The sequence below is a fragment of the Variovorax sp. YR752 genome, assembly GCF_943372545.1.
This window is the reverse complement of sequence record NZ_CALRZC010000062.1, coordinates 1-18,831: the sequence shown is the minus strand read 5'-3', so window position 1 is coordinate 18,831 and position 18,831 is coordinate 1. Positions and strand designations below refer to the sequence as shown.

Here is an 18,831-nt window from a genome sequence, read left to right as displayed (position 1 = left end):
ATGAAGAAAATCTCCCGCCTTGGCCTCGCGCTGCTGGCCGCCTTCACCGCCGTCGGTGCGGCGGCCGCAGACCTCAAGATCGGCTTCATCAGCTCGCTCTCGGGGCCGGTCGCGGCGCTGGGCGTGCCGTACGAGAAGGGCATCCGCGCGGCCATCGCCGAGCGGCCCGAGATCGGCGGGCGCAAGGTGCAGCTCATCGTGCTCGACGATGCATCGGACCCGACCACGGCCGGGCGCAACGCGCGCAAGCTGGTGACGGAAGACAAGGTCGACGTGCTCATCGGCACCTCGGGCGTGCCGGGCGCGATGGCCATCGCCTCGGTGGCGCGCGAACTCAACACGCCGCTCATCTCGCCCACGCCCGTGACCATCCCGGGCGCGGAAGGCGCGTGGACCGTCACCGTGTCGCAGCCGTTCCCGCTCATGGTGGCGGGCGTGGTCGAACGCATGCAGAAGTCGGGCGTGAAGACGGTCGCCTTCATCGGTTTCTCGGACGCACTGGGCGACCTGGCCTACGACTCGCTCATGAAGAGCGCGGCCACCGCCGGCATCAAGGTGGTGGCGAACGAGCGCTATGCGCGCAGCGATTCGTCGGTGGCCGGGCAGATCCTGAAGATCGTCGCGGCGCGGCCCGACGCGGTGTTCGCGGGCAACTCCGGCACGCCGGGCGCGCTGCCTTACCTGGCATTGGCCGAGCGCGGCTACAAGGGCAAGATCTACGGCACGCACGGCCTCATCAATGCCGACTTCGTGCGCGTGGGCGGTGCGGCCATCGAAGGCCTGCAGGTGCCCAGCGGCCCGGTGCTGGTGGCCGACCAGCTGCCCGACAGCAACCCCATCAAGAAGGTCGCGATGGGCTTTCGCAACGCCTACCAGAAGGTGAACGGCGCGGTGCCCACCGATGCGTTCTCGTCGTACACCTACGACGCCTACCTGCTGCTGGCCGACGCGGCCTCGCGCACCAAGGGTGAGCCCGGCACGCCGCAGTACCGCACGGCGCTGCGCGATGCCATCGTGGGCACGAAGGAGCTGGTGGGCACGCACGGCATCTACACCTTCAAGCTCGACGACCGCTACGGCTCGGACCAGCGCGGCGTGGTCATCGTGCAGATGAACAAGGGCCAGTGGAAGCTCGTTCCCTGATCCCGGCGTAGTCGGAGCCCACCGCCATGACCACCTACCGCAACCGCCCCGATCTCGTCGCGGCGCTGGTCCGCGACGACCGGGTGCACCGCGACCTGTACCTGAGCGACGAGCTGTTCGCGCTGGAGCAGGAGCGCCTGTTCGCCAACACCTGGGTCTTTCTGGGCCATGCGAGCCAGGTGCCGGAGGCGGGCGATTTCGTCACGCAGGAGATCGCGGGGCGCCCGCTGCTCATGGTGCGCCAGCCCGACGGCGCGGTGCACGTCATGTACAACCGCTGCGCCCACAAGGGCACGCAGCTCGTGACCGACGAAAGCGGCAACACCGGCCGCTTCTTTCGCTGCCCGTACCACGCCTGGACCTACAAGCTCGACGGCGCGCCGCTGGGCCTGCCGCTGAAGAACGGCTACGAGGGCACGCAGCTCAAGGCCTGCGAGTCGGGGCAGGGGCTGTCGGTGGTGAAGCACGTGAAGGTGTACCGCGACTTCGTGTTCGTGCGCCTCGCGGACACGGGCCCGTCGTTCGAGGACTACTTCGGCGACGTGCTCGGCGCCCTCGACAACATGGTCGACCGCTCGCCCGAGGGCAAGCTCAGCGTGGGCGGCGGCGTGCTGCGCAACATCGTCCATTGCAACTGGAAGATGTACCTGGAGAACATCAACGACACGGTGCACCCGATGTCGACGCACGAGTCGGCCACCAAGGCCGCCGAGGCGCTGTGGGAAGGCCACGCGCCTTCCGACCCCAAGCCGATGGCGATGGAGCAGATATTGCCCTTCGGCTCGGGCTACGAGTTCTTCGACAAGATGGGCGGGCGCGTGTTCGCCAACGGCCACAGCGTGCTGGGCGTGAACTTCAGCATCCACTCCAACTACGCGCAGCTGCCCGAGTACGAGGCCGCGATGCAGGCCGCGCACGGCGTGGCGCGCGCCACCGACATCCTGCAGCGCTCGCCGCAGAACTCGGTGCTGTACCCGAGCCTGTCGGTCAAGGGCTCGCCGCAGGCCATCCGCGTGATCCGCCCGCTGGCGGCCAACCGCACGCTCATCGAGGCCTGGAGCTTCCGCGCGGCCGGTGCGCCCGCGCTGCTGTTCGAGCGCGCCATGAGCTACAACCGGCTCGTGTTCTCGCCCATGTCGGTGGTCGCGCACGACGACGTGCACCTGTTCGAGAGCATCCAGCAGGGCCTGCGCGCCGGTGGCAACGAATGGGTCAGCCTGCACCGCAACCACGACCCGGCCGAGACGCAGCAGGCCACGGTGACCACCAACGGCACCAACGAGCTGCTGATGCGCAACCAGTTCCGCGCATGGGCGAAGGCGATGACGGTGGAGGCTGCGGCATGAACGACCCGCGCGACTTCATCGCCCACGAAGCAGCCTTGCTCGACGAGCGCCGTTTCGACGACTGGCTGGCCCTGTTCGCCGACGACGGCCACTACTGGGTGCCGCTGCTCGGCGCGGCGCAGGCCGATCCGTTCTCGCACAACTCGCTGGCCTACGAAGACCGGCTGCTGCTGCAGCTGCGCGTGGAGCGGCTGAAGAACCCGCGCGCCCATTCGCAGCATCCGGCCAGCCACAGCCAGCATGTGCTGCAGCCGTCACGCATCGAGGAAGAAGCCGCCGACGAAGTTCGTCTGCGCACGCCGTTCCTCTACGTCGAGGCGCGCGGCGACGACCAGATCCTGTTGAGCGGCACCGCCCGCCACCACCTCATCCGCACCCCCACGGGCTGGGCCATCCGCGAGAAGCGCATCGACCTGCTCAACGCCACGCGCGCGTTGCCCGCGATCCAGTTGTTCATCTGAGTGACCTGTCCTTCTAACCATCCTCTCTGGAGCTACGACATGAAGAACCTGATGCAGACCTTGACGCGCGGTGCCCTCGCCGCAGCGCTGACCGCCTGTGGTGTGGCGAGCGCGCTGGCGGCCGACCTCAAGGTCGGTCTCAGCGTGTCGCTGTCGGGGCCCAACTCCTCGCTGGGCGTGCCCTATGCCAAGGGCATGCAGGCCGCGCTGGCCTACAAGGGTGAGGTCAACGGACGAAAGATCCAGCTCGTGGTGCTGGACGACGGCTCCGACCCGACCACGGCCGGGCGCAACGCGCGCAAGCTCATCGAGGACGAAAAGGTCGACGTGCTCATGGGCACCTCGGGCGTGCCGTCGGCCATCGCGATGGCGCAGGTGGGCAAGGAGGCCAGGACGCCGATGATCGGCCTCACGCCCATCCTGCTCGACCCGAACGAGAACCCGTGGGTCATGACGGTGGCGCAGCCCACGCAGCTCATGATCGATGCCGTGATCGAGCGCATGAAGCGCAACAACGTCAAGACCGTGGGCTACATCGGTTTCTCCGACGCCTGGGGCGACCTGGTGTACGAGGCCCTCAACAAGGCCGCGCCCGCCGCCGGCATCAAGGTGGTGAGCAACGAGCGCTATGCGCGCGGCGATTCGTCGGTGACGGGCCAGGTGCTGAAGATCGTGGCGCTGCGCCCCGACGCGGTGATGACCGGCGGCGCTGGCACGCCGGGCGCGCTGCCGTTCCTGGCGCTGCAGGAGCGCGGCTTCAAGGGCGGCGTGTACGGCCAGCACGGCCTCATCAACCCCGACTTCGTGCGCGTGGTCGGCGCGGCCGGCCAGAACGCGCTGATGCCCACGGGCCCGGTGATCGTCGCCGAGCAGCTGCCGGCCGACTATCCGACCAAGAAGATCGCGACCGACTTCCGCGCCGTGTTCCAGAAGGTCAACAACGCACCCACGAGCGACGCCTTCTCGGCCTATTCGTTCGACGGCTGGCTGGTGTTTGTCGATGCCGCCTCGCGCGCCATGAAGAAGGCCGAGCCGGGCACGCCCGAGTTCCGCGTGGCGCTGCGCGACGCGATCTTCAGCACCAAGGAAGTGGTCGGCACGCACGGCGTCTACACCTTCAAGCCCGGCAGCCTGTACGGCGTGGACGAGCGCGCCCGCGTGATCGTCAAGCTCGACAACGGCCAATGGAAGCTCGCCCCTTGAATCTCCTGTTTTCCTTCACGACAACGACAACGATGACTCCGACAGAGGTTTTTCTATGAACTGGGACGTGGCGCTGATCCTCGTCACCGACGGCCTGGCCAACGGTGCCGTCTATCTGCTCGCCGGCCTCGGGCTGGTGCTGATCTTCTCGGTCACGCGGGTGGTGTTCGTGCCGTTCGGCGACATCGCGGCCTTTGCCGCCCTGTCGCTGGCGGCCTTCGAAACCGGCCGCGTGCCGCCGACCATCGGCATGGTCGCGGTGCTGGCCGCGCTGGCGCTGGCCACCGAAGTCGGCAGCCTGCTGCGGCGCGGCGAGACCGCGCGCATACCGAAGGCGGTGCTGATGTGGGGCGTGCTGCCCGCCATTCCGTGCGTGCTCGCCTGGCTGGCGGCGCGGCCCGGCGTGCCGGTGGCCGTGCACATCGCGGTGGCCGTGCTGCTGGTGGTGCCCATCGCGCCGCTGCTGGCGCGCGTGGTGTTCCAGCCGATCGCCGATGCCTCGGTGCTGGTGCTGCTGATCGTGTCGCTCGCGCTGCACTTTCTGCTCTCGGGCCTGGGCCTGCTGTTCTTCGGGCCTGAAGGCTCGCGCACCACGCCGCTCACGAGCGCGGTGTTCACGCTGGGCGACGGCTTCACGGTCAGCGGCCAGGTGGTGCTGATGGTGGGGGCGGCGGTCGTGCTGAGCGGGCTGTTCTTCCTGGTGTTCGAGCGCACGGTGGCCGGCAAGGCGCTGCGCGCCACGGCCGTGAACCGCGTGGGTGCGCGGCTGGTCGGCATCCGGCCGGTGCGCACGGCGCTGCTGGCCTACGGCTGCGCTTCGCTGCTGGCGGGGCTCATCGGCGTGCTGATTGCGCCGGTGACCACCATGTACTACGACTCGGGTTTCATCATCGGGCTGAAGGCCTTCGTGGCCGCGATCATCGGTGGGCTCGTGAGCTATCCGATGACGGCCATCGGCGCGCTGGCGGTCGGTGTGGTCGAGAGCTTTGCGTCGTTCTGGAGCGGCGCGCTGAAAGACGTGATCGTGTTCAGCCTGCTGATCCCGGTGCTCATGCTGCGCTCCTTCATGGCGGCCCATTCGGAAGAGGAAGAAGACGAGGTGGACCAATGAACGGCAACACGAAACGCATGGCGTGGATCGCGGGCGTCGTCGTCGTGCTGGCCTTGGTGCCGGCCGTGGCGGGCAGCTTCACGGTCTCGCTGCTGAACGACATCGGCATCGGTGCGCTGGTGGCGCTGGGCCTGGTGCTGCTCACCGGCGTGGGCGGCGCCACCTCGTTCGGCCAGGCGGCCTTCGTGGGCATTGCGGCCTATGCCACGGCGTGGCTCACCACCGCGCAGGGCCTATCGCCGTGGCTCGGCCTCTTGTTCGCGCTGCTGCTCACGGGCCTGTCGGCACTGGCCATCGGCATGCTCACCTTGCGCCTGGGCGGGCACTTTCTGCCGCTGAGCACGATCGCCTGGGGGCTGTCGATCGCGATGCTGTTCGGCAACGTCGATGCGCTCGGGCGCCACACGGGCCTGTCGAACATTCCGGCGTTGCAGATCGGCGGCTGGTCGCTGGCCGACCCGCGTGCGATGTACTACCTGATCTGGGTGGTGGTCGGGCTGGCCTGCCTGTTCAGCCACAACCTGCTGCAGTCGCGCCCCGGCCGCGCCATTCGCGGGCTGCGCGGCGGCGCCACGCTGCTGGCGAGCGTGGGGGCGGATGCGTACCGCGTGCGGCTGTCGCTGTTCGTCACGGCGGCGCTGTTCGCGGGGCTGGCGGGCTGGCTCTATGCGCACATGAACCGCTTCGTGAGCCCGTCGCCCTTCGACGTGCGCATGAGCATCGAGTACCTGCTGATGGCGGTGGCCGGCGGGCTCGGGCAGCTCTCGGGTGCGCTCGTGGGCGCGGCCCTGGTGCTGGTGCTGAAGAACGGCCTGCAGGACGTGCTGCCGATGCTCACGCAGCGCGCGGGCCAGCTGGAGGCCGTGGCCTTCGCGGCGCTGTTCATCCTGCTGCTGCACTTCGCGCGCGGCGGCGTGATGGGCCTGCTGCGCCGCTGGACGCGTCGGCGCGGTGCGACGCAGGGCGCCTCGCGCTACGCCGGCGCACCGGTCGAACCGCTGCCGCACCGGCAGCTGCCGGCGCGCGGCACGCCGGTGCTGTCGGTCAACGGCGTGGTCAAGCGCTTCGGCGGGCTGGTGGCAGTGAACGACGTGAGCTTCGACGTCAAGGCGGGCGAGATCGTCGGCCTCATCGGGCCCAACGGCGCGGGCAAGTCGACCATGTTCAACCTGCTGACCTGCACGCTGCCGATGAGCGCGGGCCAGGTGCGCTTTCTCGAGCACGACATCGCCGGCATGCCGCAGCGCGCGGTGGCGCGGCTCGGGCTGGCGCGCACCTTCCAGCACGTGAAGCTGCGCCCGCACATGAGCCTGCTCGACAACGTGGCGCTGGGCGCGCACTCGCGCACGCGCTCGGGCATCCTGAAGGCCGGCCTGCGGCTCGATCGCACGGAAGAAAGCCAGATCCTGCAGGAGGCGCAGCGCCAGCTCGACCGCATCGGCCTGGGCGACCGCGCGAACGAGCTCGCGGGCAGCCTGCCGCTGGGCACGCAGCGCATCCTGGAAATCGCGCGTGCGCTGGCCGCCGACCCCGTGCTGCTCGTGCTCGACGAGCCCGCGGCCGGCCTGCGCCGCAAGGAAAAGATGGCCCTGGGCGACCTGCTGCGCAAGCTGCGCGAGGAGGGCGTGACCATCCTGATCGTCGAACACGACATGGACTTCGTGATGAAACTGGTGGACCGTTTGGTGGTGATGAACTTCGGCTCCAAGCTCGTGGAGGGCGTGCCGTCGGCGGTGCGCGCCGACGAGCGTGTGCAGGCGGCTTACCTCGGGAGCGTCGTATGACCGCGATGCTGGAGATTGGTGATCTGCACGTGTCCTATGGGCAAGTGGAGGCGGTGCGCGGCGTGTCGCTCGACGTGCAGCCGGGCCAGATCATCTCGGTGATCGGCCCCAACGGCGCGGGCAAGACCACGCTGCTGGCCGCGGCCATGGGTCTGCTGCCGTGCAAGGGCACGCTGCGCTTCGAAGGCGAAGACCTGCAGGGCCTGGACGTGGAGTCGCGCGTGGAGCGCGGCCTGTGCCTCGTGCCCGAGCGCCGCGAACTGTTCGGCGAACTCACCGTGCTCGACAACCTGCAGCTCGGCGCCTATGCCAAGCGGCTGCGCGGCGACGCGATGAAGCGGCAGCTGCAGTCGGTATACGACCGCTTTCCGCGCTTGGCCGAGCGCCGCGCGCAACGCGCCGACACGCTCTCGGGCGGCGAGCGGCAGATGCTGGCGGTGGGCCGCGCGCTCATGTCGGCGCCGCGCCTGCTCATGCTCGACGAGCCCAGCCTGGGCCTGGCGCCGCTGATCGTGCGCGACATCCTCACCATCGTGCGCAAGCTGCGCGACGACGGCGTGTCGATCCTGCTGGTGGAGCAGAACGCGCGCGCCGCGCTCGAAAGCTCCGACGAAGGTTATGTGCTGGAGACCGGCGAGATCGCGCTCTCGGGCGCGTCGGCCGAACTGGCCAGCGACCCGCGCGTGCAGGCCACCTACCTCGGCGGAGGCACGCACGATGACGAGTGACCCGCGCGCGGTGCCGCCGTCGCAACGCACGCTGCCCGCCATGCTGCAGCGGCAGGCGGCGCTGTTCGGCAGCCGCCCGCTGCTGCGCATCGCGGGCCGGCAATGGACGCATGCCGATGCGGCCGACGCGGCGGCCACGCGCGCCGGTGCGCTCGCACAGCATGATGTGGCGCGTGGCGACCGCATCGCCGTGATGTGCGGCAACCGCATCGAGTTTCTCGACACCTTCCTCGGGGCTGGCTGGCTCGGTGCGTCGGTCGTGCCGGTCAACACCGCGTCGATGGGGCCGCAGATCGAATACTTCCTCGCGAACAGCGAGGCGAAGCTGCTGGTGATCGAGGCGGGGTTTCTGGAGCGGCTGGCGACGGCCGACCTGTCCCGCACGGCGCTGCGCGAGGTGTGGGTGGTGGGTGAGGCCGAAGCGCCGTGGACGCCGCCCGCCGGCGTGCGCGTGTCGGCCTACCCGCCGGGCGCACAGGCCCTGCCGCCCACCACGGTGCAGCCGGGCGACCCGCTCGCCATCCTCTACACCTCGGGCACCACGGGCCCGGCCAAGGGCGTCATCTGCCCGCAGGCGCAGTACTTCTGGTGGGGCGTGAACAGCGCCGAGGTGCTCGGCGTGGGCCGCGACGACGTGCTGTGCACCACGCTGCCGCTGTTCCACATCAACGCGCTCAACACCTTTGCGCAGGCTGCACTCACCGGGGCTGAGGTGGTGTTCGAATCGCGTTTCTCCGCCTCGGGCTTCTGGCCGGCGATGCGCGCCAACGGCGCGACCGTGGTCTACCTGCTCGGCGCGATGGTGCCCATCTTGCTGGCGCAGCCCGAAGGCGAGGGCGAGCGCCACCATCGCGTGCGCACCGGCCTCGGGCCCGGCGTGCCTGCGGCGGCGGGGCAGGCCTTCCAGGCGCGCACGGGCGTGTCGCTGCTCGAAGGCTACGGCTCGACCGAGACCAACTTCGCGATTGCCACCGCGCCCGATTCGCTGCGCGGTGGTGTCATGGGCTGGCTGCGCCCCGGTTTCCAGGCCTGCGTGGCCGACGAAGACGACGTGCCGCTGCCGCCCGGCGAGGCCGGCGAACTGCTGCTGCGTGCGGACGAGCCCTATGCCTTTGCCAGCGGCTACTTCCACATGCCCGAGAAGACCGTCGAGGCCTGGCGCAACCTGTGGTTCCACACCGGCGATCGCGTGGTGCGCGATGCCGACGGCGCGTTCCGCTTTGTCGACCGCATCAAGGACGCGATCCGCCGGCGCGGCGAGAACATCTCGTCCTTCGAGGTCGAGCAGGTGCTGCTGAGCCACCCCGGCGTGGCCTCGTGCGCGGTGTACCCCGTGCGCTCCGAGCTGGCCGAAGACGAGGTGATGGCCGCGCTGGTGGCACGCGATGGCGCGGTCATCGACCCGGCCGAGCTGGCGCGCTTCTGCGAAGGCCGGCTGCCGTACTTCGCGGTGCCGCGCTACATCGACCTCGTGCTCGACCTGCCGCGCACCGAGAACGGCAAGGTGCAGAAGTTCAAGCTGCGCGAGCGCGGCGTGGGGCCGCAGACCTGGGACGGTCGGCCCGCGAAGGCCTGATGACGCACGCCACCGCGCTTCCGCTGGCAGGCCGCGTGGCCTTCGTGACCGGCGCGGCGCAGGGGCTGGGCGCGGCCATCGCGCGCGGGCTGGCGCAGGCCGGTGCGCGCGTCGCGCTGGCCGACATCGACGAAGTCAACGCCCAGGCCGTTGCCGCCGAGGTGAACGGCCTCGCGCTGCCGCTCGACGTGCGCGACGAGCAGGCCTTCAACGACCGCTTCGCGCAGGCCGTGGCGCACTTCGGCGGCGTCGACATCCTCGTGAACAACGCGGCTCGCACGCCGACCACGTCGCTGTGGGACATCACGCCCGCCGAGTGGGACGACGTGCTTGCCATCAACCTGCGCGGCAGCTTCTTCGGCTGCCGCATCGCCGGAAGGCACATGCGCGCACGCGGCGCGGGCCGCATCGTCAACCTGGCCTCGCTGGCGGGGCAGCAGGTCAGCAGCGCCACCGGCGTGCACTACGCGGCCAGCAAGGCCGGCCTGCTGGCGCTGACGCGAGCCTTTGCGCAGGAACTGGCGCCGCACGGCGTGACCGTGAACGCGCTGGCACCCGCCGCCATCGACAGCCCCGCGCTCGCTGCGCTGGCGCCCGAGCGGCAGCAGGCGCTGAAGGCCGGCATTCCGCTCGGCCGCTTCGGGCTGGCCGACGAGGTGGCCGCCGCCGTCGTCTACCTGGCCTCGCCGGCCGCAGCCTTCATGACCGGCGCGACGCTGGACCTCAACGGCGGGCGTTTCATGCGGTAGCACCACGCCGGGGCGCAAACGGCTAAAATGATTCAGAACTAAACCATTCAGGTATGCACACAAATTCGCTCACTGGCCGTCATGCCCTCGTCACCGGCGCCGCTCGCGGCATCGGCGCAGAGATCGCCCGCACCCTTGCCGCCCAGGGCGCCAAGCTGACCCTGCTGGGCCGCGACGCGCAGGCCCTGCAACGCGTGGCCGAGACCCTCGCGGGCAGCGGCCACGGCGTGGTGGCGGCCGACGTGGCCGACCCAGAGGCTGTGCAGTCGGCCTTTGCGCAAGCGCGGGCCGAGCGCGGCGCGGTGACCGTGCTGGTCAACAACGCGGGCGCCGCCGAAAGCGCGCCGTTCCTGAAGACCTCGGTCGAGCTGTGGCAGCGCATGCTGTCGGTCAACCTCACCGGCAGCTTCCTGTGCGCACAGGCCGCGCTGCCCGACATGCTCGACGCCGGCTGGGGCCGCATCGTCAACATCGCCAGCACCGCGGGGCAGAAGGGCTACGCCTACGTGTCGGCCTACACCGCCGCCAAGCACGGCGTGATCGGCCTCACGCGTTCGGTGGCGCTCGAAGTGGCGCGCAAGGGCATCACCGTGAACGCCGTGTGCCCGGGCTACACCGACACCGACATCCTGCGCAACAGCGTCGCCAACGTGGTCGGCAAGACCGGCCGCAGCGAAGCCGATGCGCTGGCCGAGTTCTCCAGCGTGAACCCGCAGAAGCGCATCGTGCAGCCCGCCGAAGTGGCCGATGCCGTGCGCTGGCTGTGCGGCGACGGCGCCGCGTCGGTCACCGGCCAATCGATCTCCGTTTCCGGAGGAGAAGTCACATGAACCGCAACGATGCCTCGCATGCCGTGCTGAGCGACGCCGAAGAACTCGGCCACGAAGGCCGCGCCGGCCATGAAGACCACGCCATGCTCAAGCTGTGGCTGCGCATGCTCGCGAGCACCACGCAGATCGAGGCCGAGATCCGGCGCCGTCTGCGCGAGCGCTTCGGCATCTCGCTGGCGCGCTTCGACTACATGGCGCAGCTGTACCGCTACAAAGACGGCCTGAAGATGCGCGTGCTCTCGCGCTACCTGATGGTGACCGGCGGCAACGTCACCGGCCTGACCGACGAGCTCGAGCGCGAAGGCGTGGTGGCGCGCGCCCCCAGCCCCGACGACCGCCGCGCCTGGATCGTGAGCCTCACGCCCACCGGCCGCACCGCCTTCGAGGCCATGGCCACCGAGCACGAGCAGTGGATCCTCGAGATGTTCTCGGGCCTGGACATGAAGACCGTCAAGCAGATGCACAGCCAGCTCGGGCTGCTGCGCGTGCACGTGATGCGCGGCGACGGCGCGGGCGAGGAAGCTCGCGCATGAGCGGCGAGGGCGGTGGTGTGGAGTTCCAGCGCCCGCGCCTGATCCGCTTTTCTGACTGCGACCCGGCGGGCATCGTTTTCTATCCGCAGTACTTCGTGATGCTCAACGGCCTGGTCGAAGACTGGGTGAGCGACGGGCTCGGCGTGGGCTACCACGCACTCATCGGCGAGCGCCGCGTCGGCCTGCCGACCGTGAAGCTCGACGCCGACTTTCGCGCCGTGAGCCGCATGGGCGACCGCGTGATGCTCGGCCTCTCGGTCGCGCAACTGGGCTCGCGCTCGATCACGCTGTCGTTGCGCTGCTTCGAGCCCACCACGGGCGAGCTGCGCATGCAGGTGCGGCAGGTGCTGGTGACGACCTCGCTCGACACCCACCGCGCCATCGCCGTGCCGGACGACATGCGTGCGGCCATCCTGCGCGATGCGCCGGCGTTGGCTGCTGCCGAGGCGACCGGCAAGGCCTGAGAAAGGCTAGGGCGCTCGCGCAGGGCTGTCGGCAGGCTCGAGCGCCTTCTTCTCCTGCGCGTGCTTCTTCAGCCAGCCGCTGAGCTCCCGCTTTCCCTTCGCATTGGCCTGGCGCCACGCCTCACGCGCGGCGGCCACGAAGCGTTCTTCCGCCGCATCGGGCGGCGCTTCTGAAGGCGGTGTGTTGTCTTCGTCGAGCCAACCGGCGGCCACGTCGCAGTGCCGTTCGATCTGCCGTGCGAGCTTGTCGCCGATGGGCCGCGCACTCTTGATCTGGCTCCACATGCTCGGAGAGATTTCGATCTTGCGTGCGAAGGCCTGGTCGAGCCCCTTGGCGGGCAGGCCCGCCGCGACGGCGTCCTCGAGAAAGCGGCGATGCAGCACAAGCGCATTGCGGCGGCGCGCGACGGTGGTATGGGGCACTGTTCAAAAACAACAACAAGACAAGAAAAGATTGTCCCGGTTGTTGACGTCGCCGTAAACACTCTTTACAGTTGCCTCCAATTCACGGCACCAGCCGTCCCTTTTTTCCAACCCCTTACAGCCGACAGCGGCAATTTTTGACCAGGAACCATCGTGAACACCGCACTGACTCTCACCAGCATTCGACCCGCCTCGGGCCGACCGCTCGTGCGCGTCGGGTTCTGCCATGGTTTCGACATGCCGTCGCCCCTGTCGTTGTCTTCGCATCTGAACACCGCGTACGCCACCCAAGCCGCAGCCCGTCTGCGCGTGGGTGGTCAGTTCGAGGCTCATCAGGTGCCCCCGGGTGGAGGTCGCGCGTAGGCGCGCATCTCTCAAGCTCTCTCGCAAAGAGGCCCGGACACCGCAAGGTTCCGGGCCTTTTTGTTTTGCCGCTTTCCATTTCGGGTGTGCCTTCACCCCACCGCCAGAAATTGCCGCGTCGACGGTCTGGCGGGATGTGCATGAGTTGATCACTCCTGTGCAGCGACGTTTGACGGGGCCGCGCCCAGCGCGCGGCCCGTCGCGTGAGGACACAACCGAAATGGAAGCGCGGCAGGCTTTTTTGTTTTTCTTCCGTGTGTGGCGCAGCCTGGTAGCGCATCTGGTTTGGGACCAGAGGGTCGCAGGTTCAACTCCTGCCGCACGGACCACGGACCACACCCGAGCGGGACCGGGCCATGCCAACGCGTGGCCCTCCCGCGGAAACCGGCCGCAAAGATTGGGCGGCGCCGGAACCCGTCACCGGACATTTTTCAAGTCGTTGCTTTTAATTTTCTGTCACTCACCAAGGAGGCCCTCATGCGCAAGCGCAACACACCGATCCGGATGATCGCCGTGCACCCGTCACCGCTGCCGCGCAGGCACATGGTGTGGTCGCTGGCCCAGCGCTTCGGCGTGGGGCTCGGGCCGCGTGCCATCGCGTACCGCGCGTCGGCATTGCCGGACGGCACCGAGGCGCCACTCGACAGCCTCGACCTCGACCAGCGCGTGCGCGCGTCGGGCGAGTGGTAGCAGGCCGGCGCCGCTCGTTTTCTTTCTTTTCTTCTTTTCAATGGTGCGTGTAGCTCAATGGCAGAGCCGCGGGTTGTGGTCCCGCTGACAACGGTTCGATTCCGTTCGTGCACCCCAACCGTTCACAACCAACCATCGCCGCGAAGGGAGGCGATTCATCATGCACTCTCACGTCCTGCAACTCGACATTCAGGGCACGCCGCAAGCCTGGATCTCGCTGGAGCAGGCGGTGTTGCACTACGCCACCGGCAGCGTCGCCTGGGAAGACGGCGCGCTGCCGCTGGCCACGCTGCGCGGCGGCTTCAACGTGGCGCGCGGTGTGCAGTCGCGCATCGACGTCGCGCCCATCATCGCGCTGCGCGGTGCGTCGAAGATCAACCTGTTCGACGTCGTGCCCGGCGTGACCAAGGCCAAGCTGCTGCGCCGCGACCGCCACACCTGCGCGTACTGCGCACAGGTGTTCGCCGACCGCGACCTGCAGTGCGAACACGTCATGCCCGAGTCGCGCGGCGGCCCGTGGAGCTGGACCAACCTCGTGAGCGCCTGCGCCGTCTGCAACAACCGCAAGGCCGCGCGCACGCCCGAAGAAGCGGGCATGCCGCTGGTCTACCTGCCGTACGTGCCGAGCCGCTTCGAGAACTTCCTGCTCGAAGGCCGCAACATCCGCGCGGACGTGCATGAGTGGCTGGCCAAGCGCCTGCCGCGTGGCTCGCGGCTGCAGTAGCGCCACGCGCACATGCGCGTGCATGCGCAGAAAGAGAAAAGCCCGCTGCCCGTTGGATCAACGGACAGCGGGCTTTGCCTTGTGAGGCTCGCGGTGCGCGAGCGATGCGTGTGTGGGTGAAGAATGAAGACGGGAGCGGCTTGTTCGTCTGTTTGCTTGTGTTCAGCGCCCCGCGCCGAAGAAGCTGTAGGCCACTGCGGTGGCTGCTGCGAGCCCGCCGATCAAGATGAAGAGCACCTTCGTCGTACGGCGAGGGCCGCGCCGTGAACGGGCCCAATGCTCCGGCCCGATCAGATCGATCGGAACCGTGGGTTTGCCTATGTCGGATGCCTTTTCCATGCCAAGAAATATAGCGCAGGCGCCAAGGCAAGAAGTTACAACGGCCTTTTGGCCTATTCGCACCGTGGCTGCTTGCCGACACCCGGCAGAACCGGGTGAAATATTCCCCATGAACCAACAGATCATTCTCGAGAGCCTGGTCCGCGCCTTGGAGAGCTGGGTCCGCAACGCCTCCGCGGCCGAGCTGTGGCGCGTGCACCGCGAGGGCGGCCTGGGCGCATCGATCCGCACCGAGGGCGAGAGCGTCGTGCACGTGCGCATCGCCCTCGACGGCCCGCCCGATGCGCTGTCGGACATCGGCAAGACCGACGGCCGCCTGCCCATGACTGAAGCCTTCCGGGGCGCTTCTGGCGAAGCAGGGTGGGGCACGCCGCCACCGCAAGGCAGCGCCGAGCGCGAGCAGTGGTTTCTGTCGAGCGACGTGGCACAAGAGCAGGCGCGGCAGTACCTGTTGGCGGAGGTGGCGGCGCGGCGGGATGTGTTGGTGCGGCGGGTGGAGGCGTGGGAGGCGGGGGCTGGGCGAAGCGAGTGAATGGTTCGCAGAGTCGGTTGTTGATCGACTCGTAAAGCAATTCCGCTTGCAGCTGAGGATCTCGTTCAGAAGTTGTGCGGAGCGCGTAAGGTGCGCTGACCACGCAAGAGCAGTGACATATGAGCGGGGTGCTTCAACCGCACCAAGCCCAGTGCAGTTGTCCTGTTGTTGATCCATGCCAAGGCGAACCTTGATTGGATCTTTGGCGAAACCTTGAGGAAGTCGCGTAATGCCGCAGAAACAGTCAATGAGTGACGCCGAACTGGCTGCCTTCGAAGCAAGCCAGGACTTCGATGCGTTGCTTGCGCAGTCGGCGCGCGAGATGAGTAATGGAAAAACGCGCAAGGTCGACACGCCAGTTGTCACCGCGCATGAGAAGGCCGGTCTTTCGCTCGAAGCACTCCAGGCGATGGGCTCAGACCACAAGCTGCATGACGTTCGCTGAGTTGAGTGAGGTCAAGCAGAGCACCGCTCAAACGTCGGCATCGTTGAATTCATCACGAGCACATCGCACGTTCCACAAAGTCGACGCGAGTCCTCATTTGTTCACCGTGTGAGGCTTCCGCTGACGCGCTTCTCTCCCTACATTTGAACGACCGCCGCGCCTCACGGCGGGACATCGATGCACACCGCAGCGATGTCGATGTGAGGCACAAAAGGCGACGGCCAGGGTGCGCTAACACCCTGACCGTCTGACCAAGCAACGTGCACTGACTTTGGAAAGCGAGCACATCAAATGGCTGATCGAATTATCGCCGGGCGAAACGCGCCTGCATCCCACGACGTGGTCCACCAGCCGGACGCGTCAGACATCCTAGAGAACAAGCTGACCCAGCTGCAGTCTTTGCTGAGTTGCTGTTATGGGGACGAGGGCGAGTGGTTCGAGGCGATTGGCGCGTCGCATCGAGACAAGATTATGTGGATTGCAGCAGACCTGGCCAGGGATGCGGCACGGTTGTTTGAGCAGTTCGCAACCAGGGGCGAATCGCAATGACACAACCTTGTTTGACTCCGCTGGCTCAACGGAAGTCTCTTTGTGTCGGCACTTGTTGCCTATCGAGCATTTAGTCCTCAAAGGCTGCCAAGCAGTTTCGTTCTGACCCGTGCCATAGCAGCGTCCATCCGATCCTCCCAGCCGTCGGAAAGAGAGAAGACTAGGTTGAGTTCGTAGCGGCCGGACGCATTGTCATCTGCAACGGTGTTCGATAGGAACTCCGGAAGTCTTTTGGCCTGATCGACCATTCGTCCGGCCGTCCCCGTGAACAGCGAGAGTAATTCTTCAAAAAGATCATCTGGCGCTACAAAACGAACGGTCTCCTCCCATGTCAGCGCACTCTGACAAATTTCAGCGAAAAGGCGGGAAGTGGCAACGATTTCTACATCGCTTCCGGGCAAACCAGGCTCGCCCCAAGCTCGAGAAAACTCGTCGTTTATCAGGGATGTTAAGGCGCCCGCAATCGCCTTGACTTCAGCAATTCGAGACAAGAACCACGGAATAAAGTCGTCCCGCCCGATCCGCGCAATGGGCTTGATATAGAGCCCCTTTTGAAGGGCATCCCAGCGTTGCAGGATGGGCGCCATCTCGAAGCGAAGCACCTCGGATGTAAGTCGGTACTCCCACGCGCTGTCCTTTTCACTAATTAGACGCTCAGCGCGATAGCTAAGACGCCCAAATTCCTCTAAGTGGCGGGCCTCGTACCTCCGCCTGGCGGCAACACCGGCCTTGCCCACTCGCTCTGCGATGCGCGATTCATGATCGCGTTGCCACTCGAACAGGAGACCTGCGGGATAGCGGATCGGGTCGTCATCAATCAACTTGTGGCAGTTGCCACAGAGCCAAATTGCATTCGATATCGAGCTTCTGTCGGCAGAAGTCATATCGGGGTCGTAACGAGCAGATCCAGGGTTTGCGCCGTAGATGTGAGCGGCCTCGCCAACATTTATCGATTCAAGAGCTATGGCTGAAGGCCCACTGGTGATGGCCTCGCAATCTGGGTTCGAACATTGGTTCGCAGCACGCTTAGCCAGCGTACTGATGAGTGCCTGCTTAAATCGGTCGTCGGACGCCATGGTGCCTCACGCTCCTCTTTGAATTTGAGATGCTAGCTGACAGCCCCTATCCGGCGATCCCGTTTCCGCATCTCCGATGCCGATGGGTCCCACGGAGGGTCGTTCCACGGGGACCGAGCGCGAGTTGGAAGAAGCCCAAGGGACGTGGACCAATCAAAGAAAAAGCCCCGCTATCGAAAAAATAGCGGGGCTTTTGATTTGGTGCCGGAGAGATGAATCGAACACCCGACCTTCTCATTACGAATGAGCTGCTCTACCGACTGAGCTACACCGGCGAAGCCTCAGATTATAGCCAAGAAATCAAGGCTTCTCGGCGTGGTACTGCGTCAAACGCTCCACTTCGTGACGCGAACCCAACATCACGCTCACGCGCTCGTGCAGTTTGGTGGGCTTCAGGTCGAGGATGCGCTGCTTGCCGTTGGTGGCGGCGCCGCCGGCCTGCTCGATGAGCCAGCTCATAGGGTTGGCCTCGTACATCAGGCGCAGCTTGCCGGCCTTTTCGGGCTCGCGCTTGTCCCACGGGTACATGAAGACGCCGCCGCGCATCAGGATGCGGTGCACGTCGGCCACCATGCTGGCAATCCAGCGCATGTTGAAGTCCTTGCCGCGCGGGCCTTCCTTGCCGGCCAGGCATTCGTCGATGTAGCGCTTCACGGGCTCGTCCCAGTGGCGCATGTTGCTCATGTTGATGGCAAATTCTTTCGTATCGGCCGGAATCTGGATGTCTTCCTGCGTGAGCACGAAGCTGCCTTGCTCGCGGTCGAGCGTGAACATGGCCACGCCGTTGCCCACGGTGAGCACGAGGGTGGTCTGCGGGCCGTAGATGCAGTAGCCGGCGGCCACTTGCTGGGTGCCGGGCTGCAGAAAGTCGGCTTCCTGCACGCCGGGGGTGTCGTCGGGCTTCTTCAGTACGCTGAAGATGGTGCCGATGCTCACGTTGACGTCGATGTTGCTGCTGCCGTCGAGCGGGTCGAACATGAGCAGGTATTCGCCCTGCGGGTAGCGGTTGGGCACCACGTGGATGGTTTCCATCTCTTCGCTGGCCATGGCCGCGAGGTGGCCGCCCCATTCGTTGGCTTCAATGAGCACTTCGTTGGCGATGATGTCCAGCTTCTTCTGGATCTCGCCTTGCACGTTCTCGCTCTCGGCGGTGCCGAGCACGCCACCCAGCGCGCCCTTGTTGACGGCCTGGCTGATGCTCTTGCAGGCGCGGGCGACCACTTCGAGCAACAGGCGAAGCTGGCCGGGAATGAGGCCGTCGGCGCGTTGCTGTTCGACGAGGTAGCGGGTGAAGGAGATTTTTTGTTGAGCCATGGGATCTGTCCTATCCAAATGAGAGGGTCTGTTCGTGGAACACCGCGGAACCGGCTTTGCCGGGCCGCTGGTGTTGCCCCCGGTGAGGGGGTTGGAGAAGCGACACGAAGTGCGCGAAGCCTGGGGGAGAGCTCAATTACCGGCAAGGGCGCGGGTGACGACTTCGTGGGTGTCCTTGCTCAGGTCGGGCTTGGCAGCCACGCGGGCAATGGCTTCGCGTGCGGCGCTGCGGTACGGCTCGGCCAGCTTGCTCCAGCGGTCGAGCGCGCGCGCGAGGCGGGCGGCCACCTGGGGGTTGATGGCGTCGAGCTCGATCACGCGGTCGCTCCAGAACACATAGCCGGCCGCGTCGGCGCGGTGGAAGGCGCCGGGGTTGCCGCTGCAGTAGCTGAAGATCACGCTGCGCGCGCGGTTGGGGTTCTTCAGCGAGAAGTCGGGGTGCTTCATG

22 protein-coding genes, 3 tRNA genes and 1 pseudogene are annotated in these 18,831 nt (G+C 67.0%); 19 read left to right on the top strand and 7 right to left on the bottom strand.

Going from position 1 to position 18,831, the window contains the following annotated elements; all coding sequences use genetic code 11:
* The 12 genes and pseudogenes from AAG801_RS16525 (at position 1) to AAG801_RS16470 (ending at position 11,928) form a co-directional block, all read left to right on the top strand.
* Positions 1-1,143, top strand: a complete 1,143-nt coding sequence (locus AAG801_RS16525) for an ABC transporter substrate-binding protein (RefSeq protein ID WP_341889340.1) — start codon at positions 1-3, stop codon at positions 1,141-1,143.
* Positions 1,144-1,169: 26 nt separating this feature from the next.
* Positions 1,170-2,489, top strand: coding sequence for an aromatic ring-hydroxylating dioxygenase subunit alpha (locus AAG801_RS16520; protein ID WP_341889339.1), 1,320 nt, complete (start codon positions 1,170-1,172; stop codon positions 2,487-2,489).
* Positions 2,486-2,950, top strand: coding sequence for an aromatic-ring-hydroxylating dioxygenase subunit beta (locus AAG801_RS16515; RefSeq protein WP_341889338.1), 465 nt, complete (start codon positions 2,486-2,488; stop codon positions 2,948-2,950). Before AAG801_RS16520 ends, AAG801_RS16515 begins: the two co-directional genes overlap by 4 nt.
* 39 nt (positions 2,951-2,989) lie before the next feature.
* Positions 2,990-4,153, top strand: coding sequence for an ABC transporter substrate-binding protein (locus tag AAG801_RS16510; RefSeq protein WP_341889337.1), 1,164 nt, complete (start codon positions 2,990-2,992; stop codon positions 4,151-4,153).
* Between the two features lie 55 nt (positions 4,154-4,208).
* Positions 4,209-5,264: a branched-chain amino acid ABC transporter permease gene (locus AAG801_RS16505; protein WP_101489349.1), complete on the top strand. Its 1,056-nt coding sequence runs from the start codon at positions 4,209-4,211 to the stop codon at positions 5,262-5,264.
* Positions 5,261-7,045, top strand: a pseudogene (locus AAG801_RS16500) (branched-chain amino acid ABC transporter ATP-binding protein/permease); the annotation flags it as partial. The gene AAG801_RS16505 and the pseudogene AAG801_RS16500, both read left to right, overlap by 4 nt.
* Positions 7,045-7,776 carry an ABC transporter ATP-binding protein gene (locus tag AAG801_RS16495; protein WP_101489351.1) on the top strand — a complete coding sequence of 244 codons (732 nt, stop codon included), beginning with the start codon at positions 7,045-7,047 and terminating at the stop codon, positions 7,774-7,776. The pseudogene AAG801_RS16500 and the gene AAG801_RS16495, both read left to right, overlap by 1 nt.
* Positions 7,766-9,352, top strand: coding sequence for an ATP-dependent acyl-CoA ligase (locus AAG801_RS16490; RefSeq protein ID WP_341889336.1), 1,587 nt, complete (start codon positions 7,766-7,768; stop codon positions 9,350-9,352). The genes AAG801_RS16495 and AAG801_RS16490 overlap by 11 nt, the downstream gene beginning before the upstream one ends.
* Positions 9,352-10,101 carry an SDR family NAD(P)-dependent oxidoreductase gene (locus tag AAG801_RS16485; protein ID WP_341889335.1) on the top strand — a complete coding sequence of 250 codons (750 nt, stop codon included), beginning with the start codon at positions 9,352-9,354 and terminating at the stop codon, positions 10,099-10,101. Before AAG801_RS16490 ends, AAG801_RS16485 begins: the two co-directional genes overlap by 1 nt.
* A gap of 53 nt (positions 10,102-10,154) precedes the next feature.
* Entirely contained in the window at positions 10,155-10,931 is a 777-nt protein-coding gene (locus AAG801_RS16480; RefSeq protein WP_341889334.1) for an SDR family NAD(P)-dependent oxidoreductase, read from the top strand.
* Positions 10,928-11,464 (top strand): MarR family transcriptional regulator, encoded by a 537-nt coding sequence (locus AAG801_RS16475; RefSeq protein WP_099791713.1) that lies wholly within the window; start codon positions 10,928-10,930, stop codon positions 11,462-11,464. The genes AAG801_RS16480 and AAG801_RS16475 overlap by 4 nt, the downstream gene beginning before the upstream one ends.
* The gene (locus AAG801_RS16470) at positions 11,461-11,928 is read left to right on the top strand and encodes a thioesterase family protein (protein WP_341889333.1); all 468 of its coding nucleotides are present in this window, start codon (positions 11,461-11,463) and stop codon (positions 11,926-11,928) included. Before AAG801_RS16475 ends, AAG801_RS16470 begins: the two co-directional genes overlap by 4 nt.
* Positions 11,929-11,934: 6 nt before the next feature.
* Here AAG801_RS16470 and AAG801_RS16465 read toward each other — a convergent pair whose 3' ends face one another.
* Entirely contained in the window at positions 11,935-12,351 is a 417-nt protein-coding gene (locus AAG801_RS16465; RefSeq protein WP_341889332.1) for a hypothetical protein, read from the bottom strand.
* Between the two features lie 3 nt (positions 12,352-12,354).
* A complete protein-coding gene (locus AAG801_RS16460) occupies positions 12,355-12,684 on the bottom strand; it encodes a hypothetical protein (RefSeq protein WP_143605972.1) in 330 nt (109 codons plus the stop codon).
* Positions 12,685-12,966: 282 nt separating this feature from the next.
* On the opposite strand from AAG801_RS16460, the gene AAG801_RS16455 reads away from it, so the two are divergent.
* The 4 genes from AAG801_RS16455 (at position 12,967) to AAG801_RS16440 (ending at position 14,128) form a co-directional block, all read left to right on the top strand.
* Positions 12,967-13,043, top strand: a tRNA-Pro gene (locus tag AAG801_RS16455).
* A gap of 148 nt (positions 13,044-13,191) precedes the next feature.
* On the top strand, positions 13,192-13,404 hold the full coding sequence (locus tag AAG801_RS16450; protein WP_101489357.1) for a short-chain dehydrogenase: 213 nt from the start codon (positions 13,192-13,194) through the stop codon (positions 13,402-13,404).
* Positions 13,405-13,447: 43 nt separating this feature from the next.
* Positions 13,448-13,521 (top strand) — tRNA-His (locus tag AAG801_RS16445).
* Between the two features lie 43 nt (positions 13,522-13,564).
* Positions 13,565-14,128: an HNH endonuclease gene (locus AAG801_RS16440; protein WP_341889331.1), complete on the top strand. Its 564-nt coding sequence runs from the start codon at positions 13,565-13,567 to the stop codon at positions 14,126-14,128.
* A 162-nt stretch (positions 14,129-14,290) separates the two neighbouring features.
* Here AAG801_RS16440 and AAG801_RS16435 read toward each other — a convergent pair whose 3' ends face one another.
* Positions 14,291-14,467, bottom strand: coding sequence for a hypothetical protein (locus AAG801_RS16435; RefSeq protein ID WP_153282581.1), 177 nt, complete (start codon positions 14,465-14,467; stop codon positions 14,291-14,293).
* Positions 14,468-14,576: 109 nt separating this feature from the next.
* On the opposite strand from AAG801_RS16435, the gene AAG801_RS16430 reads away from it, so the two are divergent.
* From AAG801_RS16430 to AAG801_RS16420, 3 genes are all read left to right on the top strand, one after another.
* A complete protein-coding gene (locus AAG801_RS16430; protein ID WP_341889330.1) occupies positions 14,577-14,999 on the top strand; it encodes a hypothetical protein in 423 nt (140 codons plus the stop codon).
* A 247-nt stretch (positions 15,000-15,246) separates the two neighbouring features.
* A complete protein-coding gene (locus AAG801_RS16425) occupies positions 15,247-15,444 on the top strand; it encodes a hypothetical protein (RefSeq protein ID WP_341889329.1) in 198 nt (65 codons plus the stop codon).
* Positions 15,445-15,735: 291 nt separating this feature from the next.
* The gene (locus tag AAG801_RS16420; RefSeq protein WP_341889328.1) at positions 15,736-15,993 is read left to right on the top strand and encodes a hypothetical protein; all 258 of its coding nucleotides are present in this window, start codon (positions 15,736-15,738) and stop codon (positions 15,991-15,993) included.
* A 77-nt stretch (positions 15,994-16,070) separates the two neighbouring features.
* Here the strand turns inward: AAG801_RS16420 and AAG801_RS16415 are convergent, their stop codons facing one another.
* From AAG801_RS16415 to AAG801_RS16400, 4 genes are all read right to left on the bottom strand, one after another.
* Positions 16,071-17,069, bottom strand: coding sequence for an HNH endonuclease (locus AAG801_RS16415; protein ID WP_341889327.1), 999 nt, complete (start codon positions 17,067-17,069; stop codon positions 16,071-16,073).
* 199 nt (positions 17,070-17,268) lie between these two features.
* A tRNA-Thr gene (locus AAG801_RS16410) sits at positions 17,269-17,344 on the bottom strand.
* Between the two features lie 25 nt (positions 17,345-17,369).
* Positions 17,370-18,383: a class 1 fructose-bisphosphatase gene (locus AAG801_RS16405; RefSeq protein ID WP_341889326.1), complete on the bottom strand. Its 1,014-nt coding sequence runs from the start codon at positions 18,381-18,383 to the stop codon at positions 17,370-17,372.
* 132 nt (positions 18,384-18,515) lie between these two features.
* Positions 18,516-18,831: aminopeptidase N C-terminal domain-containing protein (locus tag AAG801_RS16400; protein ID WP_341889325.1), on the bottom strand; the 316-nt coding region annotated here is incomplete at its 5' end.